The sequence below is a fragment of the Erwinia sp. MMLR14_017 genome (genome assembly GCF_033657285.1).
GTDB lineage: Bacteria > Pseudomonadota > Gammaproteobacteria > Enterobacterales > Enterobacteriaceae > Erwinia.
Map to the genome: position 1 here is coordinate 70,493 of NZ_JAWVWP010000014.1, position 24,031 is coordinate 94,523.

The following is a 24,031-nucleotide window of genomic DNA, read 5'->3' on the forward strand; positions in this document are numbered from 1 at the left end:
ATCCTGACCTGAGCAGGTATCTTACGCGCCTTCAGACCAGAGAGCCGCACATGAAAAACACCGTCGAAAAAACTCAGCTTCATCCCCGCAACCGCCATCGCGGACGCTATGATTTCCCCACTCTGATCCAGAGCCATCCGCCGCTGGCGGAGTTTGTCTCGGTCAACCAGCATGGCGATGAGTCGGTGGATTTTGCCGATCCGGCGGCAGTGCGGGCGCTGAATCAGGCGCTGTTGATGCACTTCTATCAGATCCAGAACTGGACGATCCCGGAAGGTTTTCTCTGCCCGCCGGTACCGGGCCGGGCCGACTATGTTCATCACCTTGCCGATCTGCTGGCTGAAGATCACCGTCGGGTTGTGCCGCGTAATCTGACCATTCTGGATATTGGTTGTGGCGCTAACTGCATCTATCCGCTGATTGGTCACCGTGAATATGAGTGGCGCTTTACCGGCAGCGAAGTAAACGAAGAGGCGATGAAGGCAGCCAGTGCGATTATTGCAGCGAATCCGGACCTTAACCGTGGCGTTCGCCTGCGCCGCCAGAAAGAGGCAAAGGCAATCTTCAGCGGCATCATTCACAAAAATGAATTCTATCACGCCGTGATGTGCAATCCGCCGTTTCATGATTCAGCCGCCGCCGCCCAGCAGGGCAGCCAGCGTAAAATCCGTAACCTGGGCTTAGCTAAAAATGCCCCGCTGAACTTTGGTGGACAGCAGGCTGAACTCTGGTGTGAGGGCGGCGAAAAAGCCTTTATCGGCCGCATGATCACAGAGAGCCTGAACTTTAGCCGTCAGTGCATCTGGTTTACTTCTCTGGTCTCGCGCAAAGAGAACCTGCCTGATATCTGGCGCGCGCTTGAAGAGGCTGATGTCACTGCCTACCGCACCATCGAGATGGCGCAGGGGCAGAAGCAGAGCCGGATTATCGCCTGGACCTTTATGGAAAAACCGGCTCGCGAACGCCAGATGAGCCGCGTTTAATCCGGTGCGGGCAGGGAGATGAAGCTGGCGGCGGCCTCTGTTTCGGTGCCGGTTTGCATCACCTGCACCGTCTGATGCGGCGCCTTAATACCCGCCGCATCGAAGTGCTTCTTCACCATATTGTCCAGCGCAAAGCGCACCGTCCACTGCTTGAGCGGCTGGGTGGTAAAGGAGACACGAACGGTAAAGCCCTGGTTGGTCAAGCCAACCAGTCCGGCAAACGACGGTTCGCCAATCACCATTCCCCGAATATCCTGATCCTGCATCAGCTCTTTAACAGCCGCCTGCAGCGTACTGTTTACTCTGTCGCTATCTTCACGGCGATCCACATCATAGTTCGCCACAAATGAGCCGATGCCGCGCACAAAGTTGGCAAAGGTGGTGATCGAGGACCAGGGAATGATGTGATATGCACCGGTATCCTGCCTGACGCCCACTGACCGAATCGACATCCTTTCAACCGTACCGGTTATGGCACCAATGGTCACCAAATCGCCGGTGTTCATGCCGTTTTCAAACTGTATAAAAATGCCGGTGATAATATCTTTCACCAGCGTTTGCGAACCGAAGGAAATCGCCAGCCCCAGCGCACCGGCGCCAGCCAGCAGTGGCGCAATGTTAACGCCAATCTCCGAGAGCAGGATCATGATGGTGATGGTGCTGATGATCACCGCCAGCGCATTACGAAACAGCGTTAACAGCGTTCGGGTGCGGGCGCCTGGCATAGGTCTGCCGTGTGAGTCGGAAGCAAGTCGGCTCTCTATCAGGCTGGCAAGCAGCGTCCAGCCCATGGCAGAAAAGAACAGGATCATCACGATACGGATAATCACATCCACCATTTTCACCCCAGCCCCCTCTGTCAGCCAGTGCCAGAGGTCAAACAGATTCCAGGCATTCAGCAACAGCAGGCTGACGGCAAAGACGGTCAGCGTGCGGGCCAGCTTCAGCATCACCGAAATCCAGCCATTCAACCGATGCTGCAACTCCGGATAATTGCGGCGTAAATCGGGTGAAAGAATGATGGTTTTTGAGATCCAGCGGGTGAGGATGCCCGAAATCAGCGCACCAATGGCAATAATCGCCAGCGAGCGAACCGTAGCGGACATCATAAACTTCAGGCTGTCGCCGGGGTTGAACATCGAAAACAGAAACAGCGCAATAAAATAGGCGCTGGCAAGCCAGTGCCAGACCAGCGCAAATGCGCGAATAAACAGCGCGAAAAAGGCCAGCGAACGATCGGCAAGGTTCATCAGTTCACGCTGAATAGTGCGACGATTATGGAAAATCAGGTAGAGCGCCCAGAGGGTAATCAGGCCCATGACCACCACGTTTACCAGCGCCCCGACCTGCACATTTACCTGATTGGAAACCACAGGCACGATAACCAGCAGGCCATAGCCAATCAGCCCGCTGAGCCAGCTCAGCCTGGTGTTCCAGTAACGTGCCCGCGCATCGCTCAGATGGAAAAAACGCAGCTGAGGAAAGCGGGGAGAGAACATTAACCGCAGAATGGTCTTAAAGAACTCAACCAGGGCAAAAGCGTTGAGGAACAACCCCTGCTGATAAGCGATGGTACGGCTGCCCGCATTAAGAGAATCACTGAGGATCTGTCCGACAAACAGCGCCAGACCCAGCAGCAGCATATCAATAATAAAAGCGCCAAGGATCATCGAGGGCAGATGCAGCCAGTTGGTGTGGTCGCTGTTTTTCGCACGGCCCCATTTACCCATCCGACGATACAGAGGCGTCATGGCCCAGGTAATCAGCCAGTAAAATGCAAACAGCGCGACGGCCAGCATAGCGAAATGCGACAGCGCATTGAAAAAAGTGTGTTGGTTAAAGGGCTTATGCGGAGCATCCGCAATATTACGCTGTAATTTTTCTACTCTGGAAAGAAATTCTCCGCCGAAATGACGGCTGACGTTTGTGACGCTCTCCAGGACAGTTTTCTCTTGCTCTTCACCCGGCGGGATAAGCACCGGCTCCGCCGTGGTAGAAGGGCTTTCTGACGCGGTTCTCAGCTGGTTTATCAGCTCCTGACGCGACTCATCATTTTGCAGGATGTTGGCCAGGGCAGCGTAAGCGGCCTTTTTCTCATCAAGGCTCGGTTCGCCATTCTCAGGGGTGGCTGACTGCTTCTGCGTTTGCGAGGCTGCCACCGACGCGGCAGGTAAAGAGACGGCCTGAGCCTGGCTGACAAACAGTATAACAACGAAAAACCACCTGAAGGCGAAGCGCCCGGGTGGAGAGAGATCCAACATCATATTCTCCAGTTGCGGCGCGGGGAAGCGTCAGCAGGGAAGTATAGTCGGCTGGAAAGCAGCGAGGGATAATTAGGGTATTTTAAAAGGATGACAAAGAGAGCAGGGCGGAAAATTCTCCGCCCTGGCGATCAGGAAACGTGCTGGAGGAACTCACGCAGACGGGCGCTGGGTGGGTTATCAATCAGCTCATCCGGGTTGCCATCTTCGGCAATCCGCCCTTTATCAATAAAGATCAGGCGGGAGGCAACTTTTTTGGCAAAGCCGACTTCATGGGTCACGATAACCATCGTCATGCCTTCTTCTGCCAGATCCTGCATTACTTTCAACACTTCGTGACGCAGTTCCGGGTCCAGGGCTGAAGTGGGTTCATCAAACAGCATCATTTTCGGCTTCACCGCCAGCGCACGGGCAATAGCGACGCGCTGCTGCTGTCCGCCAGAAAGTTCAGAGGGGAAATGATGCGCACGCTCGGCAAGGCCTACTTTACCCAGCAGCTCTTTTGCCAGACGGTGCGCTTCCGCTTTTTTGGTCCCACGTACGCGGACAGGGCCAAACGCCACGTTATCCAGCGCGTTCATCTGCGGGAAGAGATGGAACTGTTGAAACACCATCCCCGCTTCCTGACGGATCAGGCGCTCATCCACTTTCGGGTCGTTGACTTTCAGGCCATCAACAATCAGTTCGCCACTGGTGATCTCTTCCAGCTTGTTGATGCAGCGTAGCAGGGTGGATTTACCTGAGCCGGAAGGGCCGATAATCACTACCACTTCACCCTGCTGAATGGTCAGATCGATGTTATGCAGCACCTGCGTTTCGCCAAAATGTTTGCAGACGTTCTTAAATTCAATCACAGGATTTTCATCCTTTTCTCAATGCGACGCAGAACAAAGCTCAGCACCAGCGTAATAAACAGATAGATAACGGCCACAGCGCTCCAGATTTCCAGCGCGCGGAAGTTTCCGGCAATAATTTCCTGTCCCTGACGGGTCAGTTCGGCCACGCCGATCACGATAAACAGGGAAGTGTCCTTGATGCTGACAATCCACTGGTTCCCCAGCGGCGGTAGCATACGACGCAGCGCTAACGGCATAATCACGTAGCGCAGTGTTTCGCGGCGGGAGAGGCCCAGCGCCAGGCCAGCTTCACGGAAGCCATTATGGATAGAGAGCACGGCGCCACGGGTAATCTCAGCGATGTAGGCACCGGAGTTGATCATGATAGTGACGACGGCTGCGCTGAAGGGATCGATGCGCAGATCGGTAAAGGCCATAGGCAGGGCAAAATAGATAAACATCACCTGCACCACGATAGGCGTACCGCGGATCAGTTCGATAAATACCAGCGCGATATTGCGCGATAGCCATCCACCGTATGCACGGGCAAAGCCCGCTACCAGGCCAATTATCAGGCCGCCTACCAGCCCCAGGACCGAAATCCACAGGGTCAGCTTTGCGCCTTCAAGCAGGGCCGGAATCGATGGCCAGATGGCGCTCCAGTCAAACTGCATGCTTATTTCTCCGGTTTAAAAAACCATTTCTTGTTGGTGGTAAAAAAACGCAGGCAAACGCCTGCGTTAAAAGAGGGCAAAAATTATTTAGGATCGCTGCCGAACCATTTTTTATAGATTGTGTTGTAGGTGCCGTTCTCGCGAAGGGTTTTCAGCGCGCCATTTACTTTTTCACGCAGGTCGTCACTGCCTTTAGGGAAGGCGACACCGTATTGCTGCGCTTCGATAGAGTCGCCTACAGCTTTGAACTGGCCTTTACCGGCAGTGTTAATGAAGTAGAGAATGTTTGGCGTGTCATGCAGAACCGCATCGGCACGGTTGGTGCCCAGTTCCATGTAGGCATTATCAATGTTGGGGAACTGGCGCAGATCTTTGGATTTGATATGTTGCTTAGCGTAATCCACCGAGCCTGTCCCGCTCTTAACCGCAACCACTTTGCCGTTCAGATCATCAATGCTTTTAATCTTGTCGTTATTGGCTTTCACCATAACCAGCAGGCCGCTTTTATAGTAACCATCAGAGAACTCAATGGCTTTTTTACGCTCGTCGGTGATGGTGATGCCAGCCAGCGCCAGATCGATATTACGGGTCTGCAGCGCAGGAATGATGCCGCTGAAATCCATCGGCTTAAGGGTGTATGCAATGTTCAGCTGTTTGGCGATAGCGTCCCAAAGGTCGACATCAAAACCGACATACTTGTCGCCTTGCTTAAATTCGAAAGGGACAAAGGCGGTATCAGTGGCAACTACCAGTTTCTTTTCTGCGGCGGTAGAAGAGACGGCGAACGCCAGCGTCAGCGCTGCCAGGGAAAATTTAACAATCGACTTCATCTTTTAATCCTTTTTGCCGTCAGGCAAGCTCTTTGCCTGATTGGGTGCCAAGCCATATGAAAAAATTATGCCAGGTTTTTAAAATATATTAAAAACAGCACGTTAAGTCAATTTAACCTGATGGGGAAAGAGGTAAAACTTATGGTGCACCATTACGGGGCTTTATAATGGTGCGTTAGTATTATTTTGGTGCAGAGGCTTTTGTAGCAAAACAGCGGGAGAATGACCAGGAGAAGTAACAGAGGGGAGCGTAATTTGTTAAACAAGTCTGATTTTGACAATTAACTCTCAGCGCAGCTGGCTGTCTTTACTGCCACGACGATTATAAAGCGTGTTGGCCTGCTGTTTGTCACGTTGCTGCTGACATTGCACGCAGAAATGCACGCCTGGCAAAGCTTTACGACGTGCTTCAGGGATTGTTTCACCGCAATTCTCGCAAAATTCTGCGCTCTCGCCCGTATGCATTGCCCGCCGTGCCCGTGTGACAGCATCTTCAATAGTGGAATCAATTTGCTCCTGAACGGCATCATCATGTGCCCATCCGCTTGCCATACTTATACCCTCCAATGCAAAAGAGCAGATGAAAGACCTCATCTGCTCCGGAATGCTGCTCTGTGACGCTACGCCCGGAGGCGCAACGAAAGGCAAAACTTACTCGATGTTAGACTCAATGAACCACAGGAATTTATCCAGATCGCGTGAAGCTGCGGTAAAGATATCTGCAGTGTCTTCATCTTCAACTTCAGTAATAGCTTTGCGGGTATCGTTAGCCACAACAGCATAACGTTCCGCCAGCGCTTTCAAGTGATCCTGCACGCTGTGAATATTCAGCGGATAGCTCTGCAACGGCGTTCTGTCGCTGACAATCTGCGAGGTGCCCAGCGCAACGCCACCCAACTGCACCACACGCTCAGCGATGGTATCCTGATGGTCAGTAATCGCCGTACGGAAACCATCCAGCATTTCGTGTACGCCAATAAAGTTAGCGCCGCGCATATTCCAGTGCGCCTGCTTGGTGATCAGAGACAAATCAATGAATTCCGTAACCAGACGATTAAGCACCTCAATGGTGGCTTTTTTCTCGTCGTCAGCCACGTTGTTACGGGTGTAAATCAGATCAGAAGATTTTGCTTTAACCAGTTTAGCGGTACTCATCATTAATATCCTCTTAATGTTGGTTGTCCTAATTAAGTACGGAATTAAGTATAGCACCGGTTTCACACTTTGCCGGAAAGTTACTGCCTATTGGTTAAATAGCAGCGGCCTTTGCGCTTGCCCAGGCCCATTAATAAGAAGAATTTACCGTAAAAAATGCGCGTGAGAAAAATTCTCACTCTTGTTTATGGTGCTATCTTTATGATATGAAAGGATAATTATTTAAAGTCTGAAAATCATCTCGCCGCCTGTTATTTTTAATGAGCAACTCTTGCTAAATATTTCAGTGAAGGTTTGTCTCATTAAGTACTGTTCAAACTGCGCTATTCTAGTGCCGGCCAGTTAAAAAGAAATTGTCTGTATAAAAGGTTTGAGATTTTATTCTCTTAGCTCGCTAACGGGAGCAATTTTTTGTTTTGCAGGGCGCATCATTAACGTCGAACCTGCCGAGGCAAGGATAATAGCCAGCAGACCAAGCCATTGAATGAAGGACAACACCTCTCCTAAAAAAAGCATACCCGACAAGGCGGCCATCGCGGGTTCCAGGCTCATTAATGTCCCGAAGGTTTTTGCCGGCAGGCGAGTCAGAGCAATCATCTCCAGAGAGTAGGGCAGGGCGCTGGAGAGAATGGCAATAGCTATCGCCAGCGGAATCAACGACAGCGTCCAGATGCCTGCGCTGGCATAGGCCAGACCCAGCGGCACATAAATTACCGAGGCAATCAGCGACCCCATCGCTACCGTGGCCGGGCCATGCCCAGCTCCGGCACGTTTTCCCGCAAGGATATAGACAGCCCAGAACGCACCGGCAAGCACGGCCAGCAAGGCGCCTTTGGCATCCACACTTGAGATCTCTTTGCCAATAGGGAGCAGCAGCCATAACCCCAGCAGGGCAAGCAGCACCCAGACAAAATCTAACGGACGCCTGGAGCCTGCCAGCGCCAGCGCTAAGGGGCCGGTAAACTCCAGCGCAACGGCAATACCCAAAGGTACGGTACGCAGCGCCAGATAAAAACTGTAGTTCATGCCGCCCAGCGCCACGCCATAAAGGCACAACGGCAAAAGCTGCTTTCGGGTAAAACGCAGACGCCAGGGTTTAAAGATGACGCAAAGGATTAGCGTCCCCAGTCCCAGACGCAGTGCGGTAATGCCGGGAGCACCCACTACAGGAAACAGCGTTTTAGCCAGCGCCGCGCCGCCCTGAATAGAGGTCATAGCTATTAAAAGAACCAACACCGGGAGCCAGAGCGAAGATTTGTCGTAGGAAGACATCCTGTATACCAACCTTATTCGTCCATCAAAGTGGGAAAAAGTTCCCTGAAGTGTACTGGAAGGGCAGGAAAAACCTATCGCCAGAGGCTAAAAAAAGTAAATTTGGGTCGAAAAACAGGGCCGTTTTGGTAAAGAAATGTCAGGTTTAATTAAGAATTATCTCAATGAACATTTTTTTACATTAACAAGGGCAGAGGAAGGGAACTCCATAAATATAAGAGAAAAGAATGACATACGATGCATCATTAACGTCCTGTTACACCAAACATTGTATTGGACAACAAATTCAGGGCAGAGTTTCTGGCTGAGTTTTGTTATATTTTCAGCGTTGTCAGGAGAATAAGTCTTTTCACATTTGAGGTGGTTATGAAAAAAATTGCATGTCTTTCAGCACTGGCTTGCGTACTGGCAGTTTCTGCTGGTTCAGCAATGGCGCAAAGCACTGTTTCTGGCGGTTACGCTCAAAGCGACTACCAGGGCGTTGCTAACAAAGCAAACGGCTTCAACCTGAAATACCGTTACGAAAATGGTAACGATCCACTGGGTTGGATTGGCTCTTTCACCTACACCGAAAAAGACCGCACTGACGCTGGCGTTTATAACAAAGGCCAGTACTACGGCATCACCGGTGGTCCTGCTTACCGTCTGAACGACTGGGCAAGCATCTACGGCGTTGTTGGTATCGGTTACGGCAAGTTCCAGGAAAATGGTCCAGACCGTGACAAATCTGATTCAAGCGACGTAGGCTTCTCCTACGGTGCTGGCATGCAGTTCAACCCAGGCATCGAAAACGTTGCTCTGGACGTTGGTTACGAGCAGAGCCGCATCCGCAACGTTGACGTTGGCACCTGGATCGCAGGCGTAGGCTACAGCTTCTAAGCTGTTATCCTCAAGCCCAGCCTGACTGGTGCAATAAAAAATCCGCCCAACGTGGCGGATTTTTTTATGGCTGCTTATCAGGAGAAGGCTGTTCCGTTAACATCTCCAGTAGCATCAGGCGTAGCGTAAACGGTGAGCGACCAAGCAGCTTAAGTAAAAGTGGCTTTTTCATCATATTTCCTCCGTTCACTTTATAATCAGGTATAGCACAGGCTATATTTTGTAGCCACAGCTATTACGCGAATTTACGCGAAAATTTGTGCTTCTTTGAGCTTCGTTTACAATGTGGCACCCATGACTGGTGCGAGCGTTACAGGCATCAGAGAATAAGAAGAGGAAGCTGAATGAGTCGTCGCGCAAAAAGTGCAGTTCCCGCGCCACTAAAAGATATCGAAGAGCATGTCGAAGGCTTCCGCCAGGTGCGTGAAGCCCATCGTCGCGAGCTGATCGATGACTATGTTGAGCTGATTTCCGATCTGATCCGCGAATTTGGCGAAGCCCGTCAGGTTGACATGGCTGCCCGTCTTGGCGTCTCACAACCCACCGTTGCCAAAATGCTGAAAAGGCTGGCCGGAGGCGGGCTGGTAGAGCAGGTGCCTTATCGCGGCGTATTTCTTACCCCTGAAGGGGAAGCGCTGGCGGAAGAGAGCCGCAAACGGCATTACATTGTGGAGACATTTTTACTGGCGTTGGGGATCAGTCCCGACACCGCCCGCCGCGATGCGGAAGGTCTTGAGCATCACGTCAGTGATGAAACGCTGGCTATATTTCAGAAGTTTTACGAAAGCCGTCAATAATCATAACCGTCCCGGTTCAGTGAGTCTGTATGACAACGCTCCTCAGGCCTTTTCTGCACGATCGCTTTTTGCATCTGTTAGTTTTGCTGGGGCTGATACTGGCCTGTTTTGCCCCTTTCTCACTGCGGACACTGCCTGAGGCTGTTGACTGGCCGACGATTATTACGCTCTGCGGCCTGTTGATGCTGACCAAAGGCATCGAGGCCAGCGGCTATTTTGACGTGCTGGGACGGCGACTGGTTAAGAGATTCCACCGGCAGCGCACGCTGGCGCTGTTTCTGGTGGCGGCCTCTGCGCTGCTCTCCACCTTCCTGACCAACGATGTGGCTCTGTTTATCCTGGTGCCTTTAACGCTTTCGCTGCGGCGCTACTCCGCCTTGCCCGTCACCAGAATCATCATTTTTGAGGCGCTGGCCGTGAATGCGGGATCGCTGTTAACCCCCATCGGCAATCCGCAAAACATTTTACTCTGGCGCCATGCCGGTAGTGGTTTTGCCGGATTTGTCTGGCAAATGCTGCCGCTGGCTGCGGTGATGGTTGGCAGTTTACTGTTGCTTACCGCCTGCTGTTTCTCTGGCAAAAAGATCGGCTCTGTTGCTGAACAGGAAACGCCACAGTGGCAGCGGCCTTTACTAATCGTCAGCGTACTCCTTTATGGCCTCTTTCTGTTGGCGTTAGAAATGGAGTGGGCCATTTGGGGCTTACTGCTGGTATTTGCTGTTTTCCTGGTGAAGGAGCGGCGTATCCTGCTGACGCTCGACTGGAGCCTGATTGCGGTCTTTATCGCCATGTTTATCGATGTGCATTTGCTGACCCATTTGCCTCTTCTTGCATCATCTCTTCACCATCTGCCCGGCTTACCGCCAGCGGGGCACTATCTGCTGGCCATTGGCCTGTCGCAGATTATCAGCAATGTTCCCGCCACCATTCTGCTGTTAAGCACGCTGCCTGCCACAACGCTGCTTGCCTGGGCGGTCAACATCGGCGGCTTTGGCCTGTTGCCCGGTTCGCTGGCTAATCTTATCGCGCTGCGCATGGCAAAAGATCGTGCTATCTGGTGGCATTTCCATCTCTATTCTCTGCCCATGTTGCTCTGGGCGATGGCGGCGGGATGGGGGCTACTTTTGTTATTAAATGCGGTTTGAGTTCAGGTTTATCTGAATTTATCTCCTTGATTACGTCACCAAAATCGCTTCATGTATAGTGGCGTAAAGCTGCGTTTGATTTTGTCAGTTTTCCATCTATGGTTAAGGCAGCTTGAATGTTTTCAGGTCCGCAACGGGCCTTTGCTAACTGATGAGAATTATGGCTAATCAATCGAATAATGAGTCTGAAGACGAGCAGCGCCAGCAGGACGACGAAGAGCAGCAGGAATCTTCACAACCTGAACGTAAGCGCCCGGGTAAAAAGCCGCTAATCATTCTGGCTGTTGTGGTGGTGATTGCCATCATTGTGGCGCTCTGGTTCTGGTTTACCACGCGTAACATCGAAACCACCGACGACGCCTTTACGGAATCGGATGCGGTGACCATCGCACCCAAAGCCTCTGGTTACGTAACGGAACTGCGAGTTAAGGATAACCAGCGGGTGAAGAAGGGCGATCTGCTGGTAGTTATTGATCCCAGAGACAACGCTGCGCAACGGGATCAGGCTCAGGCGCAGCTTGGGCTGGCTGTGGCACAACTCCATCAGGCGCAGGCTTCGCTGGCGCTCTCCAGAGTGCAGTATCCGGCGCAGAAAGATCAGGCGCTGGCACAGCAGGCCAAAGCGGAAGCGAACTACCTCAACGCGCAGGAAGATTACAAGCGTCAGCGCGGCGTTGATCCCCGTGCAACCTCGCAGCGTAATATCGACGCGGCCAACTCCCAGTTAAGAAGCGCACGCGCTGAACTTGAAAGCGCTAAGGCGCAGGTGGAAGTGGCTTCGCAGATCCAACTGCAAATCCGTCAGCAGGAAACCAATGTTGAGGCTCGCCAGCAGCAGGTTGCGCAGGCGCAGGCACAGCTCAATACCGCCAACCTTAATCTTTCCTATACGCAAGTGCGCGCGCCTTACGATGGGTTTGTCACCAAACGTAATGTGCAGGTTGGTACGCTGGTTCAGGCAGGATCATCACTGTTCTCACTGGTTTCACCAGATGTCTGGATCACCGCCAACTTCAAAGAGTCTCAGCTTGAGCGAATGAATCCGGGTGACAAAGTAGAGATCACCGTGGATGCCTGGCCAGATATGAAGCTGGAAGGGCATGTGGACAGTATTCAGATGGGTTCCGGCTCGCGCTTTTCCGCCTTCCCATCGGAAAACGCCACGGGTAACTACGTGAAAATTGTTCAGCGTGTGCCGGTGAAAATCGTGGTTGATAAGGGGCTGGATCCAAATAAACCGTTGCCGCTGGGCCTGTCGGTTGAACCTAAGGTCACGGTGGAATGAGTCACAGCCAGAGCTGGCAACCGGCCAGCAACCCCTGGCTGGTCGCGATGACGGTGACGCTGGCGGTGTTTATGGAAATACTGGACACCACTATTGTCAACGTGGCGCTGCCGCACGTTGCCGGTTCGCTCTCTTCAAGTTATGACGAATCCACCTGGGTTCTGACCTCCTATCTGGTGGCTAACGGCATCGTGCTGCCAATCTCTGCTTTTCTCAGCCGGGCATTGGGTCGTAAGCAGTTTTTCCTGATCTGTATCGTGATGTTTACCATCTGCTCCTTCCTGTGCGGAATAGCGACCGAGCTGTGGCAAATCATCCTGTTCAGAGTATTGCAGGGCTTCTTTGGCGGCGGGTTACAGCCGGTGCAGCAATCGGTACTGCTGGATTATTTCAAACCCGCAGATCGCGGCAAGGCGTTTGGCCTCTCTTCTATCGCCATTATTGTGGCGCCCGTACTGGGTCCTACACTTGGCGGCTGGATAACGGATAATTACAGCTGGCGTTGGGTCTTCTTTATCAACATCCCGGTGGGGATTTTCAGCGTCCTGGCCATTTATCAACTGCTGGAAGATCCGCCGTGGGAGCGTAAGCAGGCGAAGGGGAAACTGAATATCGATTACATCGGTATCGGCCTTATTACGCTTGGCCTGGGCTGCCTGCAGGTGATGCTGGATCGCGGTGAAGATGACGACTGGTTCCACTCAAATTTCATTATCACCTTTGCCGTTCTTACCGCTATTGGCCTGGTGGGTGCAGTCTACTGGCTGCTCTATGCGAAAAAGCCGGTGGTGGATCTGCACTGTCTGAAGGATAAGAACTTTGCTGTCGCCAGCATCCTGATGGCTGGTATGGCCGCCATCCTTTATGGCAGTTCGGTGGTGATCCCGCAGCTGGCGCAGCAGGATTTAGGCTACACGGCGACCTGGTCCGGGCTGGTGCTGTCGCCCGGCGCGGTGCTGATTGTGCTCTCGATCCCGCTGGTGCTGAAGCTGATGCCGATTGTGCAGACGCGCTGGCTGATCGCTTTCGGCTTTACCTGCCTGTTTGTCTCGTTTGTTTACTCCGCCACGCTGACGCCGAATGTGGATTTCACTACGCTGGTGATGATGCGCAGCGCGCAGACCATCGGGCTGGGCTTCCTGTTCGTACCGCTGACCACTATCGCTTTTGTGACCATTCCGCAGCGGCTGAACGCCGACGCGTCGGCGTTGTTTACTATGTGTCGTAACGTAGCAGGCTCGATAGGCATCTCGCTTTCCACCGCGATGATCACCGAAAGGGAGCAGGTGCGCAGTGCGCATATGGTGCATAACATGTCCCCGCTCAACGAGCAGTTTAATCTGACCGTAGAGCGTTGGGCACAGGGCGTAAGGGACTTCACCTCCGTGGTGGGCGATCCGGTCACCATCGCCACCGGGCAGTTATATCAGGAGATGATCGCCCAGGCCCGCATTCTGGCCTATATCGACGTCTTTATGGGCCTCAGTATTGTCGCCCTGGTCCTTATTCCTTTTTGTTTACTGCTTACGCCGATTAAGAGCGAGGGCAATGCTGGAGCACACTGACATGAACGTTTCCCCTCTTTTCCTGCGTTCGCGGCTTAGCGTGGTGCTTGCCGCGCTGGCTCTGTCGGCCTGCTCCGTCGGGCCTGACTATCAGGCACCCAATCCTGTAATGCCGGGATTGTTTAACAATATTCAGTCCGGCAGCGGGTCTAATCCTCAGGCCAGGACCACTAACCCGAGCTGGTGGCGATCGTTTAACGATCCTCAGCTGGATAGCCTGATCGATCGCGCCATTGCTGGCAACCTCAGCCTGCAACAGGCAGTGCTGCGCATCGCTGGTTCGCGTCAGCAGCTGAATCAGGCGCGCGGTGCCTGGTTCCCTTCGGTTAACGGCAATCTTTCTGCTCAACGCCAACAGTTGGGGATCAAAGGTGAGCTGGAATCCAATGGCGTCTATAACCAGGCAAACCAGGTGGACCCGGAAATCAGCTCTGCGCTGAACGGACTGACGCAGCCAGTCGCGCTCTATCAGGGCAGTTTTGATGCCTCCTGGGAACTGGATTTGTGGGGCAAAGTGCGTCGCCAGGTCGAGATGGCTGACGCGCAGCAGCAGGAATCGGTAGAGAGCCGTAACGATGCGCTGGTTTCGCTTGAGGCGGAAGTCGCCAGGACCTACCTGCAGCTTCGCGGCGCGCAATCCGTGAGCCAGACGCTGCAAACGCAGATTGAGGTCGCGCAGCAGACGCTGGATTTAACCCAGAGCCAGCAGCACAATGGCCTGGCTCCACAGATGGATGTGGAGAATGCTCGTGCTCAGCTCCATTCACTGCGCGCCCAGCTGCCGCAATATGAGTCGCAAATTCATCAGGCGATGAATGGCCTGGCCGTGCTGACGGGCAAGCCGCCCGGCGCGCTGGACAGCGAGCTGATGGCGAACAAAGCGTTGCCGCCGTTACCTGAGGTCGTGCCGGTGGGGCTGCCTTCCACGCTGGCCAGGCGCAGACCGGATGTCCGCCAGGCGGAAGCCCAACTGCATGCTGCTACCGCCAGCATCGGCGTGTCGGTCGCCCAGCTGTTCCCGGATCTCTCCCTCACCGGTCAGTTCGGCATGCGCAACACCGAGGCCAGCTATCTGGATAACTGGAGCAGCCATTTCTACAGCTTCGGCCCTTCACTCTCTATTCCGATTTTCCAGGGCGGCAGGCTGGTTTCCAGCGTCAAGCTGGCCAGAGCCGAGCAGGCCAGCGCCGCCCTGGGCTACCGCCAGACCGTGCTGACGGCTCTGCAGGATGTGGAGAACGCGCTGGTCAGCTATCGTACCGATCAACAACAGGTTGAGGGGCTGGATCAAACCGTGGAGGCGCTGCAGAACGCCTTTACGCTGGCGAACGACAGCTACAGACAGGGACTCTCTTCCTTTATCGATGCGCTGGATGCGCAGCGTCAGCTGGCGCAGGCAAAGCAACAGGCAGCCCAGGCCAGGGTGCAGAGCAGCCTGGACCTGGTGGCGCTCTACAAGGCGCTGGGCGGCGGCTGGGAGCTCTATCAAAACGTGAAGATGCCTGACTATTCGGTGTTTGGCCCTGCTGAACAGGCGGACAGCCCCATTAAGTAACCAACAGCGAATACTTTTCCTGGTGCTCTGTAAGGCTCGGCAGGCCATAAAAGAAAATGTTTTTTTATGGCCTGGCGGCACCAGTCTTATATTTTTCCGGGATCGGCAATTAAGAAGTAGAATTTCAGAACCTCGTAAGAAAACCCAACTCCTTGATTAAATTGCTTCCCCGTTTCTTCTCTCCAGCCCTGATTTCAGGTTGCCGATTCCCTGTGGCCATTTTCCACTGTCTGATTGCCAGCTTCCCGGTTCCGGTATCTTTTAAGTGACATAATTTTTCTTCTTCAGGGAGCCTGTTCACTTTTAAAAAAGAAATTTATGCCGCGAACAGCAGGGAAGGGCATAGCCAGCGCTTCAGCGAACTGAAACGTATTTTCTAAATAGGGGTGGGTAAAATTTAAACAGTTTCATTTCCGCACATGACTCTTCACTACTGACAAGTTTTACAGGTCATATCTGTGCAGCTGGTCACAGAACGGTTGGTGGGATGCGCGCCAGCTCTCAAAATTTAATTTTCATAGTTAATGAAAATGAAAAAAATAAACTAAATTGTTTGCCATACCAGTTGAATGTTATGACATCGTGACTTTCTCTGATCCGTTCCTTTCCACCCGGTAAGAATAAGAGGTAGAAAACCACCATGGCAAAAGAACAGTACATTACCCCCAGTCGGGCTTCAGGCCCCAACAGCGAAACCCCTGCCGAACCCTTTGTGAAAGTCATTGCCGTTATCGCCACGCTGGGCGGCCTGCTGTTTGGTTATGACACGGGCGTTATCTCAGGTGCGCTGCTGTTTATGGGTAATGAGCTGCACCTGACGCCATTTACCACCGGTCTGGTCACCAGTTCTCTGCTGTTTGGCGCGGCTTTTGGCGCACTCTTCTCTGGTCATTTCGCCGCTGCCGCCGGGCGCAGGAAAATCATCATTATCCTTGCGGTGATCTTCGCCGTCGGGGCGTTGGGAACCTCACTGGCACCGGATGTGCACTGGATGATTTTCTTCCGCCTGGTGCTGGGCGTTGCCGTTGGTGGTGCCGCTGCCACGGTGCCGGTCTATATTGCGGAAATTGCCCCGGCCAACAAACGCGGACAGCTGGTAACGCTACAGGAATTAATGATCGTTTCCGGTCAGATGCTGGCCTATATCTCCAATGCTGGCTTTAACGCGGCATGGGGCGGCGAAAGCACCTGGCGCTGGATGCTGGCTATTGCCACCATTCCCGCTGTAGCACTCTGGTTTGGTATGATGTTTATGCCCGATACGCCACGCTGGTATGCAATGAAAGGACGGCTGGCCGAGGCGCGCAAAGTGCTGGAACGCACGCGCGCTAAAGGCGACGTGGAATGGGAAATGACAGAAATTGAGGAGACGCTCGCTGAAGATGAAAACAGAGCGCCGCCCAGCCTGCGTGAGCTGAAAAAGCCCTGGCTGTTCAAGCTGTTCCTGATTGGCGTGGGGGTGGCGGTCATTCAACAGCTTTCCGGCGTGAATACCATTATGTATTACGCTCCCACCATGCTGAAGGCCGTGGGGATGAGTACCGACGCGGCGCTGTTTGCTACCATCGCTAACGGCGCGATTTCGGTATTGATGACCTTTGTGGGTATCTGGCTGCTGGGGAAAATCGGGCGCCGTACCATGACCATGATCGGTCAGTTCGGCTGTACTGCCTGCCTGCTGTTTATCGGTGCCGTAAGTTACCTGATGCCGGAAACGATTAACGGCGAGGTTGACGTCTTCCGTGGCTATCTGGTGCTGCTGGGTATGTTGATGTTCCTGAGCTTCCAGCAGGGCGCGCTCTCTCCCGTTACCTGGCTGCTGCTGTCAGAAATCTTCCCGACCCGCCTGCGCGGCATCTTTATGGGCGGTGCCGTTTTCGCCATGTGGATTGCCAACTTCCTTATTTCACTCACTTTCCCGCTTCTTCTGGCAACCGTTGGTCTGGCAGGCGCCTTCTTTATCTTCGCCTTTATCGGGCTTTTCGGGGCACTGTTTGTGATCAAATGCGTGCCGGAAACCCGTAACCGCAGCCTGGAACAGATTGAACATTACCTGCACGACTGGCTGAGCGACGAGGTGGAAACGCGGCCGATGCCCGTGCCAAAACGTGAGCTGGAAAGCCATTAACGAAAACTAACCATGCTCTGCGGGGTGGCGGTGTATTCGCCGCCCCTTTTTTTTGGCATAATGCGCGCTGGTTCACATTCTCCATCGCAAACGAAAGGCAATCCCTGTGCTAGTTTCCAGCAACGTCACCATGCAGTTTGGCAGTAAGCCGCTGTTCGAAAACATCTCTGTCAAATTTGGCGGCGGTAACCGCTATGGCCTGATCGGTGCCAACGGTAGCGGCAAGTCCACCTTTATGAAAATTCTGGGTGGGGATTTAGTTCCTTCTGGCGGCAACGTGTCGCTCGACCCTAACGAGCGTATCGGTAAGCTGCGTCAGGATCAGTTCGCCTTTGAACAGTATACCGTGCTGGATACCGTGATCATGGGCCACGGCGAGCTTTGGGAAGTGAAAGAGGAGCGTGACCGGATCTACTCGCTGCCAGAAATGACCGAGGAAGATGGCTACAAAGTCGCCGACCTGGAAGTCAAATATGGCGAAATGGACGGTTACACCGCAGAAGCGCGCGCGGGCGAACTGCTGCTGGGCGTGGGGATACCGCTGGAGCAGCATTACGGCCCGATGAGCGAAGTCGCACCAGGCTGGAAACTGCGCGTGCTGTTGGCACAGGCGCTCTTCTCTAACCCGGAAATTCTGCTGCTCGACGAACCGACGAACAACCTGGACATCGATACTATTCGCTGGCTGGAACAGGTGCTGAACGAGCGCAACAGCACCATGATCATTATTTCGCATGACCGTCACTTCCTGAACATGGTCTGTACTCATATGGCGGATCTGGACTACGGCGAGCTGCGCGTTTATCCGGGCAACTACGACGAATACATGACTGCGGCAACGCAGTCGCGTGAGCGCCTGCTCTCTGATAACGCCAAGAAAAAAGCGCAGATCAACGAACTGCAGTCGTTTGTCAGCCGCTTCAGCGCCAACGCCTCCAAGTCGCGCCAGGCAACTTCACGTGCGAAGCAGATCGATAAAATCAAGCTGGAAGAAGTTAAAGCCTCCAGCCGTCAGAACCCGTTTATCCGCTTTGATCAGGATAAAAAGCTGTTCCGTAATGCTTTGCAGCTTGAGTCGCTGACCAAAGGTTTCGATCAGGGGCCGCTGTTCAAAAACGTCAACCTGCTGCTGGAAGTGGGCGAGAAGCTGGCTATCCTCGGGCCAAACGGTATCGGTAAAACGACGCTGCTGAAAACGCTGGTCGGGGAACTGCAGCCCGATGCGGGTGAAGTGAAATGGTCGGAAAATGCGCAGATTGGCTACTACGCGCAGGATCACGCCCACGACTTCGCGGATGACCTGAGCGTATTCGACTGGATGAGCCAGTGGAAGCAGGAGAGCGATGACGAGCAGGCCGTACGCGGTATCCTGGGTCGCTTACTCTTCAGCCAGGATGATATCAAGAAGCCCGCTAAGGTGCTTTCCGGGGGCGAAAAGGGCCGCATGCTGTTCGGTAAGCTGATGATGCAAAAACCGAACGTGCTGATCATGGATGAACCGACCAACCACCTTGATATGGAATCCATTGAAGCGATCAACATGGCGCTGGAGATGTATGAAGGGACGCTGGTGTTTGTCTCCCATGACCGTGAATTCGTCAGCTCGCTGGCCACCCGCGTGATTGAAATGACGCCGGGCAAATTCAATGACTTCACGGGTAACTACGAAGACTATCTGCGCAGCCAGGGTATTAACGGCTGATCTGCCGATCGGAAAAACAGGGGGATCGCCAGATCCCCTTTTTCTCTTACTATTGCGGCCTCCCTTACACCACCTCAACCCGATTTTTACCCATGGTTTTAGCCTGATAAAGGGCTTTATCCGCCTGGCCAATTAACGTTTGTCGCGGATCCACTGCCAATTCTCTCTCCATAACGTGCAGTCCGATACTTACAGTAACGATTTTCGCCGGATGATCGCTGTTCTTATGGGGAATGGCCAGTGCTGCAATCCCTGCGAGCGCCGATTCAGCAAACCGTAAGGCGTCTTCCTGATTGCTGCCCGGCAGGATCACCGCAAACTCTTCCCCGCCAAAGCGCGCAATCATGTCATCCGAACGATGGGAGATACGCAGCAGGGCGTCTCCGACACGTTTCAGACACTCATCACCAGCCAGGTGCCCGTAAGTGTCATTAAAGCGCTTAAAGGAGTCCACATCGATCATCAGCAGCGCCAGCGGCTTGCGCAGCTTGCTGGCGCGCTCAAGGCAGCGGTCAAGATAGAGATCAAACTGCCGCCGGTTCGCCAGCCCGGTCAGACTGTCCACCAGCGCCAGCGTTTGCAAGGTGCGGTTCATGGCGGTGAGCTGGTCGCGAACCCGCGTCAGCTCCGCCTGATCGCGAATATTCTGGCTGAGATTACGCAGCAGGAAATATCCCAGCGCAAAGATAATCAGCAATAGCAGGCCGCACATTACAAGATAAATCAGCAGATCGGCAAACCAGGCATGCAGCAGCGCTTTATGGTCATAACCTACAGCCACCACCAGCGGGTAGCGTTTCAGGCTAGCGTAACCAAAGATCCGTTCAATGCCGTCCAGCGCCGCTTTATAGGTGGCTGTGCCGTTGGGGGCCGTTTTAAGCAGCTCGGTAAACAGCGGGCTTCTGGAGATATTGTGATTGATGGTGCTGTCAGAGAAAGGGCGGGCAAACAGCACGTTTCCTTCATTGCTTAACAAAGCTATCAGACCGCGATCGCCCAGATTATAGTAGCCAAAAATTTGGCGGAAATAGTCGATGCGCAGCGTGCCAAGCAGCACGCCACGGAATGAGCCATCAAGGTTATTCAGCCTCATTGAGATGGGAATAATCAGATCGCCGTTAGTCCGGCTGCGGATCACTTCGCTGATATGCACTCCATCGCCAGGATTTTGCTGATGGTAGCGAAAATAGGCCCGGTCGCTGTTGTTGCTTTGCTGCCGGACCGGGCCTTGAGAAGTGATGACCCAGTTTCCTTTACTGTCGTAAATGAACAATCCATTCAGTTGAGGCAAAGAGCTTTTGCGCTCGATCAGCAGGTTACGCAGATTATTCTGCCGCTCCGTATCGAGGCCAACCAGCGTGATACGATCGCGCAGCTCCTGAAGCGTCAGTTCGACCTGAAGAAAAGAGTCCTCTGACTGCCGCGCCACCGATTGCGAGAGGTTACGCGCATCGTTCTGCGTCTCATTCACCATACGTTCCCAGGTGTTGAGCACGACCCAGCCGGTCACCAGCAGCACCGCGCCGCTAATCACCACTAAAAAGACGATCAGCATCCGCCGAAAGTTCTGCATGCTGACGTCAGGCTGTAAACCAGGCTCTCCGGTCATTATGTCCAGGCTCCTTTGGCTGGCCGTATCATGCACTAACTATAGTGCCAGCCAGCTAAGGACGTTGTTTTTATTCCGGAAAAAGAGGAAAAGTGCGCAGGTGGTAACAATAAACCGCTATTTAAGGGCGTAATGGGGATTATTAAAACTCAGCGGCTGCACACTTCGCAGGCTGGATCTTTCGCCACCTTCATTTCGCGGAATTGCAGAGTCATCGCATCATACATCAGCAGTTTTCCCGCCACGCTGCTGCCATAGTGAGTGAGCAGGCGGATAGCCTCCATCGCCTGCAGCGCCCCAATAACGCCAACCAGCGGCGCCATCACGCCCGCTTCCACACAGCTAAGCGTGGCATCACCAAACAGCCTGCTGATGCAGCGATAGCAGGGCGCCTCCTGTTGCCAGCTAAAAACGCTGATTTGACCTTCCATGCGAATCGCCGCGCCAGAGACCAGCGGCGTTTTGCTGGCAAAACAAAGCTTATTAAGCTGTTCACGAGTGGCGATGTTATCCGTACAGTCCAGCACCACATCATGGCGGGCAATCAGGGCGGCGAGCTGCGCATCATTCTGCTGTTTATCAATTGTTTCCAGAGTAACATGCGGATTTATGGCGCTGAGCTGCTGACGGGCCGACTCGACTTTTGCCACGCCAATGCGATTGTCGTGATGCAAAATTTGCCGCTGTAAATTAGAGAGCGAAACAACGTCAAAATCTAACAGCGTGAGGTGACCCACGCCTGCGGAGGCGAGATAGGGACTGGCAGCGCAGCCCAACCCGCCCAGTCCTACAACCAGCGCCTTTGACGCTTTCAGCTTCTCCTGACCGTCAAAATCAAAGCCCCGCAGCACAATCTGGCGATTGTAGCGCAGGGTCTCTTCATCGCTGAGTTCCGGCAGCATGTTACCCCTCCAGCAGGAGGTTGAAGGGTTCGACATCTACCCATTCGCCAGCTTCAACATCGCCGCGATCCCGCTCCAGCACGATAAAACAATTTGCCAGGCTGAAGGAGCTGAAAACATGCGAGCCTTGTGAACCTGTGGTGTGCACCTCCAGCTCGCCTTGCGCATTACGCTGCAGGCGGCCACGCTGGAAATCAAGGCGTCCCGGCGACTTCTTCAGCTTGCTGGCGGTTTTCACACGCTGGCGGGGTGGCAATGCCGGGCCTTGTTGCCCGGCCAGTTTTGCCAGCAGCGGCTGAACGAGTTGATAAAAGGTCAGGGCGGCAGAAACCGGATTGCCGGGCAGGCCGCAGAACCAGCTCGCTTTCAGCCGGCCAAAAGCGAAAGGTTTACCGGGCTTTATCGCCAGCTTCCAGAAGCTGATTTCACCCAGTTCTTCCAGCATCTTTTTAGTGTAGTCCGCCTCGCCGACCGAGACGCCGCCGCTGCTGATTACCACGTCTGCCTGGCTGTCCGCCTGCCTGAACGCTTCCCGCAGCGCCTGCTCATCGTCGCGGATAATCCCTAAATCAATGACTTCACATCCCAGCTTATCCAGCATGATATGAACCGCAAAGCGATTGGTGTCATAGATCTGGCCCTCCGCCAGCGGCTTGCCTACAGGCTGTAGCTCATCGCCGGTAGAGAAAATAGCCACCCGGAGCTTGCGCAGTACCTTGACTTCAGCTACTCCCAGAGAAGCCAGCAGCGGCAGTTCAGCCGCGCCCAGCCTGATCCCCGCTTCCAGCACGGTCGCACCCTGCACAATGTCCTCACCCGCCAGCCGGATATTCTGGCCTTTCACCACATCCGCAGTAATACGGATAGCCTCGCCTTGCTGCTCAGTCTGCTCCTGCATCACCACCGCTTCAGTTCCTGGTGGAATGGGCGCGCCTGTCATAATGCGGATACAGCTTCCGGCTGGCCACTCGCCTTTAAAAGGCGCACCGGCAAAGGCTTTTCCGGCAACATTAAGCACGGAACCAGCCTCTGCCAGACGCAGCGCATAGCCATCCATCGCTGAATTGGCAAAAGGCGGCACATTAATGGGTGAAGTTACGGCACAGGCCGTGACACGGCCTACGGCTGCAGGCAGCGTCAGCGTTTCCGTCTCTGTTACCGGTGTAAGGGGGGCCAGCATCGTTGCCAGCGCATCATCCAGCGAGATCAGTCCCGCGGTAAAAGCTTCCATTAGCGTCTCCAGCGTGCCTGAAAAGTCAGGCAGGCATCCAGTCAGATGGCTCTATTATGGCGCGATTTGCGCATCGGGTCACGTCGACCGCCGTCAGGGGTATGAGATAGAACACTTTGGTATTATCAGGCAGCGAACATTCTGCTTTACATCACTTTACAGCCTGCCTATAGTCAAAAACAGCCTGATATTTAACTAATTGATGCTAACCCAGTGTTTTTCATGCCGATTTGGTACCCAGGATAAAGCAATTATGGTCAGAGCAGTCATTGCCATTCACGGTGGCGCAGGCGCCATCGCCCGCGCCAGTATGAGCGCAGAGAAAGAGCAGCACTATATTCAGGCCTTATCAGGCATTGTGTCAGCCGGGCAGGCAGTGCTGGCCAGTGGCGGCAGCGCCCTTGATGCCGTGACCGAGGCCGTGCGGCTGCTGGAAGAGTGCCCCCTGTTTAATGCCGGAAAAGGGGCAGTATTTACCCATCAGGGCACGCATGAGCTGGATGCCTGCGTAATGGACGGGCGCTCTCTGGAGGCGGGTGCAGTCGCGGGGGTAAAAACCATCCGCAATCCCGTTCTGGCAGCGCGTGCGGTACTGGAAGCGAGTCCTCACGTCTTATTTACCGGCGAAGGAGCAGAGCAGTTTGCTGCGCTTCAGGGAATTGAGCAGGTGCCGCCCGATTTCTTCTCTACGCCGGAACGCTGGGAACAACTTCAGCGTGCGCTTCACTCAGACCACGCGGTGCTCGATCACGATGGCGCAGCCCGAACCCCGGACGATCCTCTGGACCCGGATCGCAAGTTCGGTACGGTAGGCGCCGTGGCGCTGGATCTCTCTGGTAATCTTGCTGCTGCTACCTCAACAGGCGGCATGACCAACAAGCAGGCCGGACGCGTGGGCGATACTCCCCTTATCGGCGCGGGCTGCTATGCCAATAACGCCAACGTGGCAGTCTCCTCTACTGGTACCGGTGAAGTGTTTATGCGCACGCTGGCAGCCTATGATATCGCCGCGCTGATGGAGTATGGCGGTCTGTCGCTGAAAGAGGCGAGCGACCGGGTGGTGATGGAGAAGATCCCTGTGCTGGGCGGCAGCGGCGGCGTTATCGCCGTGGACCGTGAGGGTAATGTGGCGCTGCCTTTCAACAGTGAAGGAATGTATCGTGGCTATGGCTATGTTGGCGATGCGCCGAATATAGGTATTTATCGCGAAGAATAAGGAGGC

The 24,031-nt window shown here is 53.9% G+C and carries 20 protein-coding genes; 10 read left to right on the forward strand and 10 right to left on the reverse strand.

Annotated features, from left to right (window positions below):
• Nucleotides 1-50 precede the first annotated feature (50 nt).
• Entirely contained in the window at nucleotides 51-983 is a 933-nt protein-coding gene (gene rlmF / locus SD961_RS19340) for a 23S rRNA (adenine(1618)-N(6))-methyltransferase RlmF (RefSeq protein ID WP_318791958.1), read from the forward strand.
• On the opposite strand, the gene ybiO is transcribed toward rlmF, so the two are convergent.
• From ybiO to rhtA, 7 genes are all read right to left on the reverse strand, one after another.
• Nucleotides 980-3,244 carry a mechanosensitive channel protein gene (gene ybiO, locus SD961_RS19345; RefSeq protein WP_318792001.1) on the reverse strand — a complete coding sequence of 755 codons (2,265 nt, stop codon included), beginning with the start codon at nucleotides 3,242-3,244 and terminating at the stop codon, nucleotides 980-982. The genes rlmF and ybiO overlap by 4 nt on opposite strands.
• A gap of 131 nt (nucleotides 3,245-3,375) precedes the next feature.
• Entirely contained in the window at nucleotides 3,376-4,098 is a 723-nt protein-coding gene (glnQ, locus tag SD961_RS19350; RefSeq protein WP_318791959.1) for a glutamine ABC transporter ATP-binding protein GlnQ, read from the reverse strand.
• Entirely contained in the window at nucleotides 4,095-4,754 is a 660-nt protein-coding gene (glnP, locus tag SD961_RS19355; protein WP_318791960.1) for a glutamine ABC transporter permease GlnP, read from the reverse strand. Before glnP ends, glnQ begins: the two co-directional genes overlap by 4 nt.
• An 83-nt stretch (nucleotides 4,755-4,837) precedes the next feature.
• Nucleotides 4,838-5,584, reverse strand: a complete 747-nt coding sequence (gene glnH / locus SD961_RS19360) for a glutamine ABC transporter substrate-binding protein GlnH (protein WP_318791961.1) — start codon at nucleotides 5,582-5,584, stop codon at nucleotides 4,838-4,840.
• A 288-nt stretch (nucleotides 5,585-5,872) separates the two neighbouring features.
• A complete protein-coding gene (locus SD961_RS19365) occupies nucleotides 5,873-6,136 on the reverse strand; it encodes a DksA/TraR family C4-type zinc finger protein (protein WP_318791962.1) in 264 nt (87 codons plus the stop codon).
• 99 nt (nucleotides 6,137-6,235) lie between these two features.
• Complete coding sequence (dps, locus tag SD961_RS19370) at nucleotides 6,236-6,739, reverse strand: DNA starvation/stationary phase protection protein Dps (protein WP_318792002.1); 504 nt, start codon at nucleotides 6,737-6,739, stop codon at nucleotides 6,236-6,238.
• A 378-nt stretch (nucleotides 6,740-7,117) separates the two neighbouring features.
• Nucleotides 7,118-8,011: a threonine/homoserine exporter RhtA gene (gene rhtA, locus SD961_RS19375; RefSeq protein WP_318791963.1), complete on the reverse strand. Its 894-nt coding sequence runs from the start codon at nucleotides 8,009-8,011 to the stop codon at nucleotides 7,118-7,120.
• A gap of 366 nt (nucleotides 8,012-8,377) precedes the next feature.
• Between rhtA and ompX the strand changes: the two genes are divergently transcribed.
• The 8 genes from ompX (at nucleotide 8,378) to SD961_RS19415 (ending at nucleotide 19,067) form a co-directional block, all read left to right on the forward strand.
• Nucleotides 8,378-8,890: an outer membrane protein OmpX gene (ompX, locus tag SD961_RS19380; protein ID WP_318791964.1), complete on the forward strand. Its 513-nt coding sequence runs from the start codon at nucleotides 8,378-8,380 to the stop codon at nucleotides 8,888-8,890.
• Between the two features lie 344 nt (nucleotides 8,891-9,234).
• A complete protein-coding gene (gene mntR, locus SD961_RS19385) occupies nucleotides 9,235-9,687 on the forward strand; it encodes a manganese-binding transcriptional regulator MntR (RefSeq protein WP_318791965.1) in 453 nt (150 codons plus the stop codon).
• 29 nt (nucleotides 9,688-9,716) lie between these two features.
• Complete coding sequence (locus SD961_RS19390; protein WP_318791966.1) at nucleotides 9,717-10,832, forward strand: SLC13 family permease; 1,116 nt, start codon at nucleotides 9,717-9,719, stop codon at nucleotides 10,830-10,832.
• Between the two features lie 151 nt (nucleotides 10,833-10,983).
• On the forward strand, nucleotides 10,984-12,117 hold the full coding sequence (locus SD961_RS19395; protein WP_412916727.1) for an HlyD family secretion protein: 1,134 nt from the start codon (nucleotides 10,984-10,986) through the stop codon (nucleotides 12,115-12,117).
• A complete protein-coding gene (locus SD961_RS19400; RefSeq protein ID WP_318791968.1) occupies nucleotides 12,114-13,682 on the forward strand; it encodes a DHA2 family efflux MFS transporter permease subunit in 1,569 nt (522 codons plus the stop codon). Before SD961_RS19395 ends, SD961_RS19400 begins: the two co-directional genes overlap by 4 nt.
• A 1-nt stretch (nucleotide 13,683) precedes the next feature.
• Nucleotides 13,684-15,237, forward strand: a complete 1,554-nt coding sequence (locus SD961_RS19405; protein ID WP_318791969.1) for an efflux transporter outer membrane subunit — start codon at nucleotides 13,684-13,686, stop codon at nucleotides 15,235-15,237.
• 640 nt (nucleotides 15,238-15,877) lie between these two features.
• Complete coding sequence (locus SD961_RS19410) at nucleotides 15,878-17,365, forward strand: sugar porter family MFS transporter (protein ID WP_318791970.1); 1,488 nt, start codon at nucleotides 15,878-15,880, stop codon at nucleotides 17,363-17,365.
• Between the two features lie 106 nt (nucleotides 17,366-17,471).
• Complete coding sequence (locus SD961_RS19415) at nucleotides 17,472-19,067, forward strand: ABC-F family ATPase (protein ID WP_318791971.1); 1,596 nt, start codon at nucleotides 17,472-17,474, stop codon at nucleotides 19,065-19,067.
• 64 nt (nucleotides 19,068-19,131) lie between these two features.
• On the opposite strand, the gene SD961_RS19420 is transcribed toward SD961_RS19415, so the two are convergent.
• The 3 genes from SD961_RS19420 to moeA form a co-directional block, all read right to left on the reverse strand.
• Nucleotides 19,132-20,676, reverse strand: coding sequence for a diguanylate cyclase (locus SD961_RS19420; RefSeq protein WP_318791972.1), 1,545 nt, complete (start codon nucleotides 20,674-20,676; stop codon nucleotides 19,132-19,134).
• Between the two features lie 149 nt (nucleotides 20,677-20,825).
• A complete protein-coding gene (moeB, locus tag SD961_RS19425) occupies nucleotides 20,826-21,578 on the reverse strand; it encodes a molybdopterin-synthase adenylyltransferase MoeB (RefSeq protein WP_318791973.1) in 753 nt (250 codons plus the stop codon).
• A gap of 1 nt (nucleotide 21,579) precedes the next feature.
• Nucleotides 21,580-22,809 carry a molybdopterin molybdotransferase MoeA gene (gene moeA / locus SD961_RS19430; protein ID WP_318791974.1) on the reverse strand — a complete coding sequence of 410 codons (1,230 nt, stop codon included), beginning with the start codon at nucleotides 22,807-22,809 and terminating at the stop codon, nucleotides 21,580-21,582.
• A gap of 253 nt (nucleotides 22,810-23,062) precedes the next feature.
• Between moeA and SD961_RS19435 the strand changes: the two genes are divergently transcribed.
• On the forward strand, nucleotides 23,063-24,025 hold the full coding sequence (locus tag SD961_RS19435) for an isoaspartyl peptidase/L-asparaginase (RefSeq protein ID WP_318791975.1): 963 nt from the start codon (nucleotides 23,063-23,065) through the stop codon (nucleotides 24,023-24,025).
• Nucleotides 24,026-24,031 lie beyond the last annotated feature (6 nt).

Excerpts from the sequence above, each read along its gene's own strand:
- rlmF (WP_318791958.1), top strand. The coding sequence starts at position 51 with ATGAAAAACACCGTCGAAAAAACTCAGCTTCATCCCCGCAACCGCCAT.
- ybiO (WP_318792001.1), bottom strand. The coding sequence starts at position 3,244 with ATGTTGGATCTCTCTCCACCCGGGCGCTTCGCCTTCAGGTGGTTTTTC.
- glnP (WP_318791960.1), bottom strand. The coding sequence starts at position 4,754 with ATGCAGTTTGACTGGAGCGCCATCTGGCCATCGATTCCGGCCCTGCTT.
- glnH (WP_318791961.1), bottom strand. The coding sequence starts at position 5,584 with ATGAAGTCGATTGTTAAATTTTCCCTGGCAGCGCTGACGCTGGCGTTC.
- SD961_RS19365 (WP_318791962.1), bottom strand. The coding sequence starts at position 6,136 with ATGGCAAGCGGATGGGCACATGATGATGCCGTTCAGGAGCAAATTGAT.
- dps (WP_318792002.1), bottom strand. The coding sequence starts at position 6,739 with ATGAGTACCGCTAAACTGGTTAAAGCAAAATCTTCTGATCTGATTTAC.
- rhtA (WP_318791963.1), bottom strand. The coding sequence starts at position 8,011 with ATGTCTTCCTACGACAAATCTTCGCTCTGGCTCCCGGTGTTGGTTCTT.
- ompX (WP_318791964.1), top strand. The coding sequence starts at position 8,378 with ATGAAAAAAATTGCATGTCTTTCAGCACTGGCTTGCGTACTGGCAGTT.
- mntR (WP_318791965.1), top strand. The coding sequence starts at position 9,235 with ATGAGTCGTCGCGCAAAAAGTGCAGTTCCCGCGCCACTAAAAGATATC.
- SD961_RS19390 (WP_318791966.1), top strand. The coding sequence starts at position 9,717 with ATGACAACGCTCCTCAGGCCTTTTCTGCACGATCGCTTTTTGCATCTG.
- SD961_RS19395 (WP_412916727.1), top strand. The coding sequence starts at position 10,984 with ATGAGAATTATGGCTAATCAATCGAATAATGAGTCTGAAGACGAGCAG.
- SD961_RS19400 (WP_318791968.1), top strand. The coding sequence starts at position 12,114 with ATGAGTCACAGCCAGAGCTGGCAACCGGCCAGCAACCCCTGGCTGGTC.
- SD961_RS19405 (WP_318791969.1), top strand. The coding sequence starts at position 13,684 with ATGAACGTTTCCCCTCTTTTCCTGCGTTCGCGGCTTAGCGTGGTGCTT.
- SD961_RS19410 (WP_318791970.1), top strand. The coding sequence starts at position 15,878 with ATGGCAAAAGAACAGTACATTACCCCCAGTCGGGCTTCAGGCCCCAAC.
- SD961_RS19420 (WP_318791972.1), bottom strand. The coding sequence starts at position 20,676 with ATGACCGGAGAGCCTGGTTTACAGCCTGACGTCAGCATGCAGAACTTT.
- moeB (WP_318791973.1), bottom strand. The coding sequence starts at position 21,578 with ATGCTGCCGGAACTCAGCGATGAAGAGACCCTGCGCTACAATCGCCAG.
- moeA (WP_318791974.1), bottom strand. The coding sequence starts at position 22,809 with ATGGAAGCTTTTACCGCGGGACTGATCTCGCTGGATGATGCGCTGGCA.
- SD961_RS19435 (WP_318791975.1), top strand. The coding sequence starts at position 23,063 with ATGGTCAGAGCAGTCATTGCCATTCACGGTGGCGCAGGCGCCATCGCC.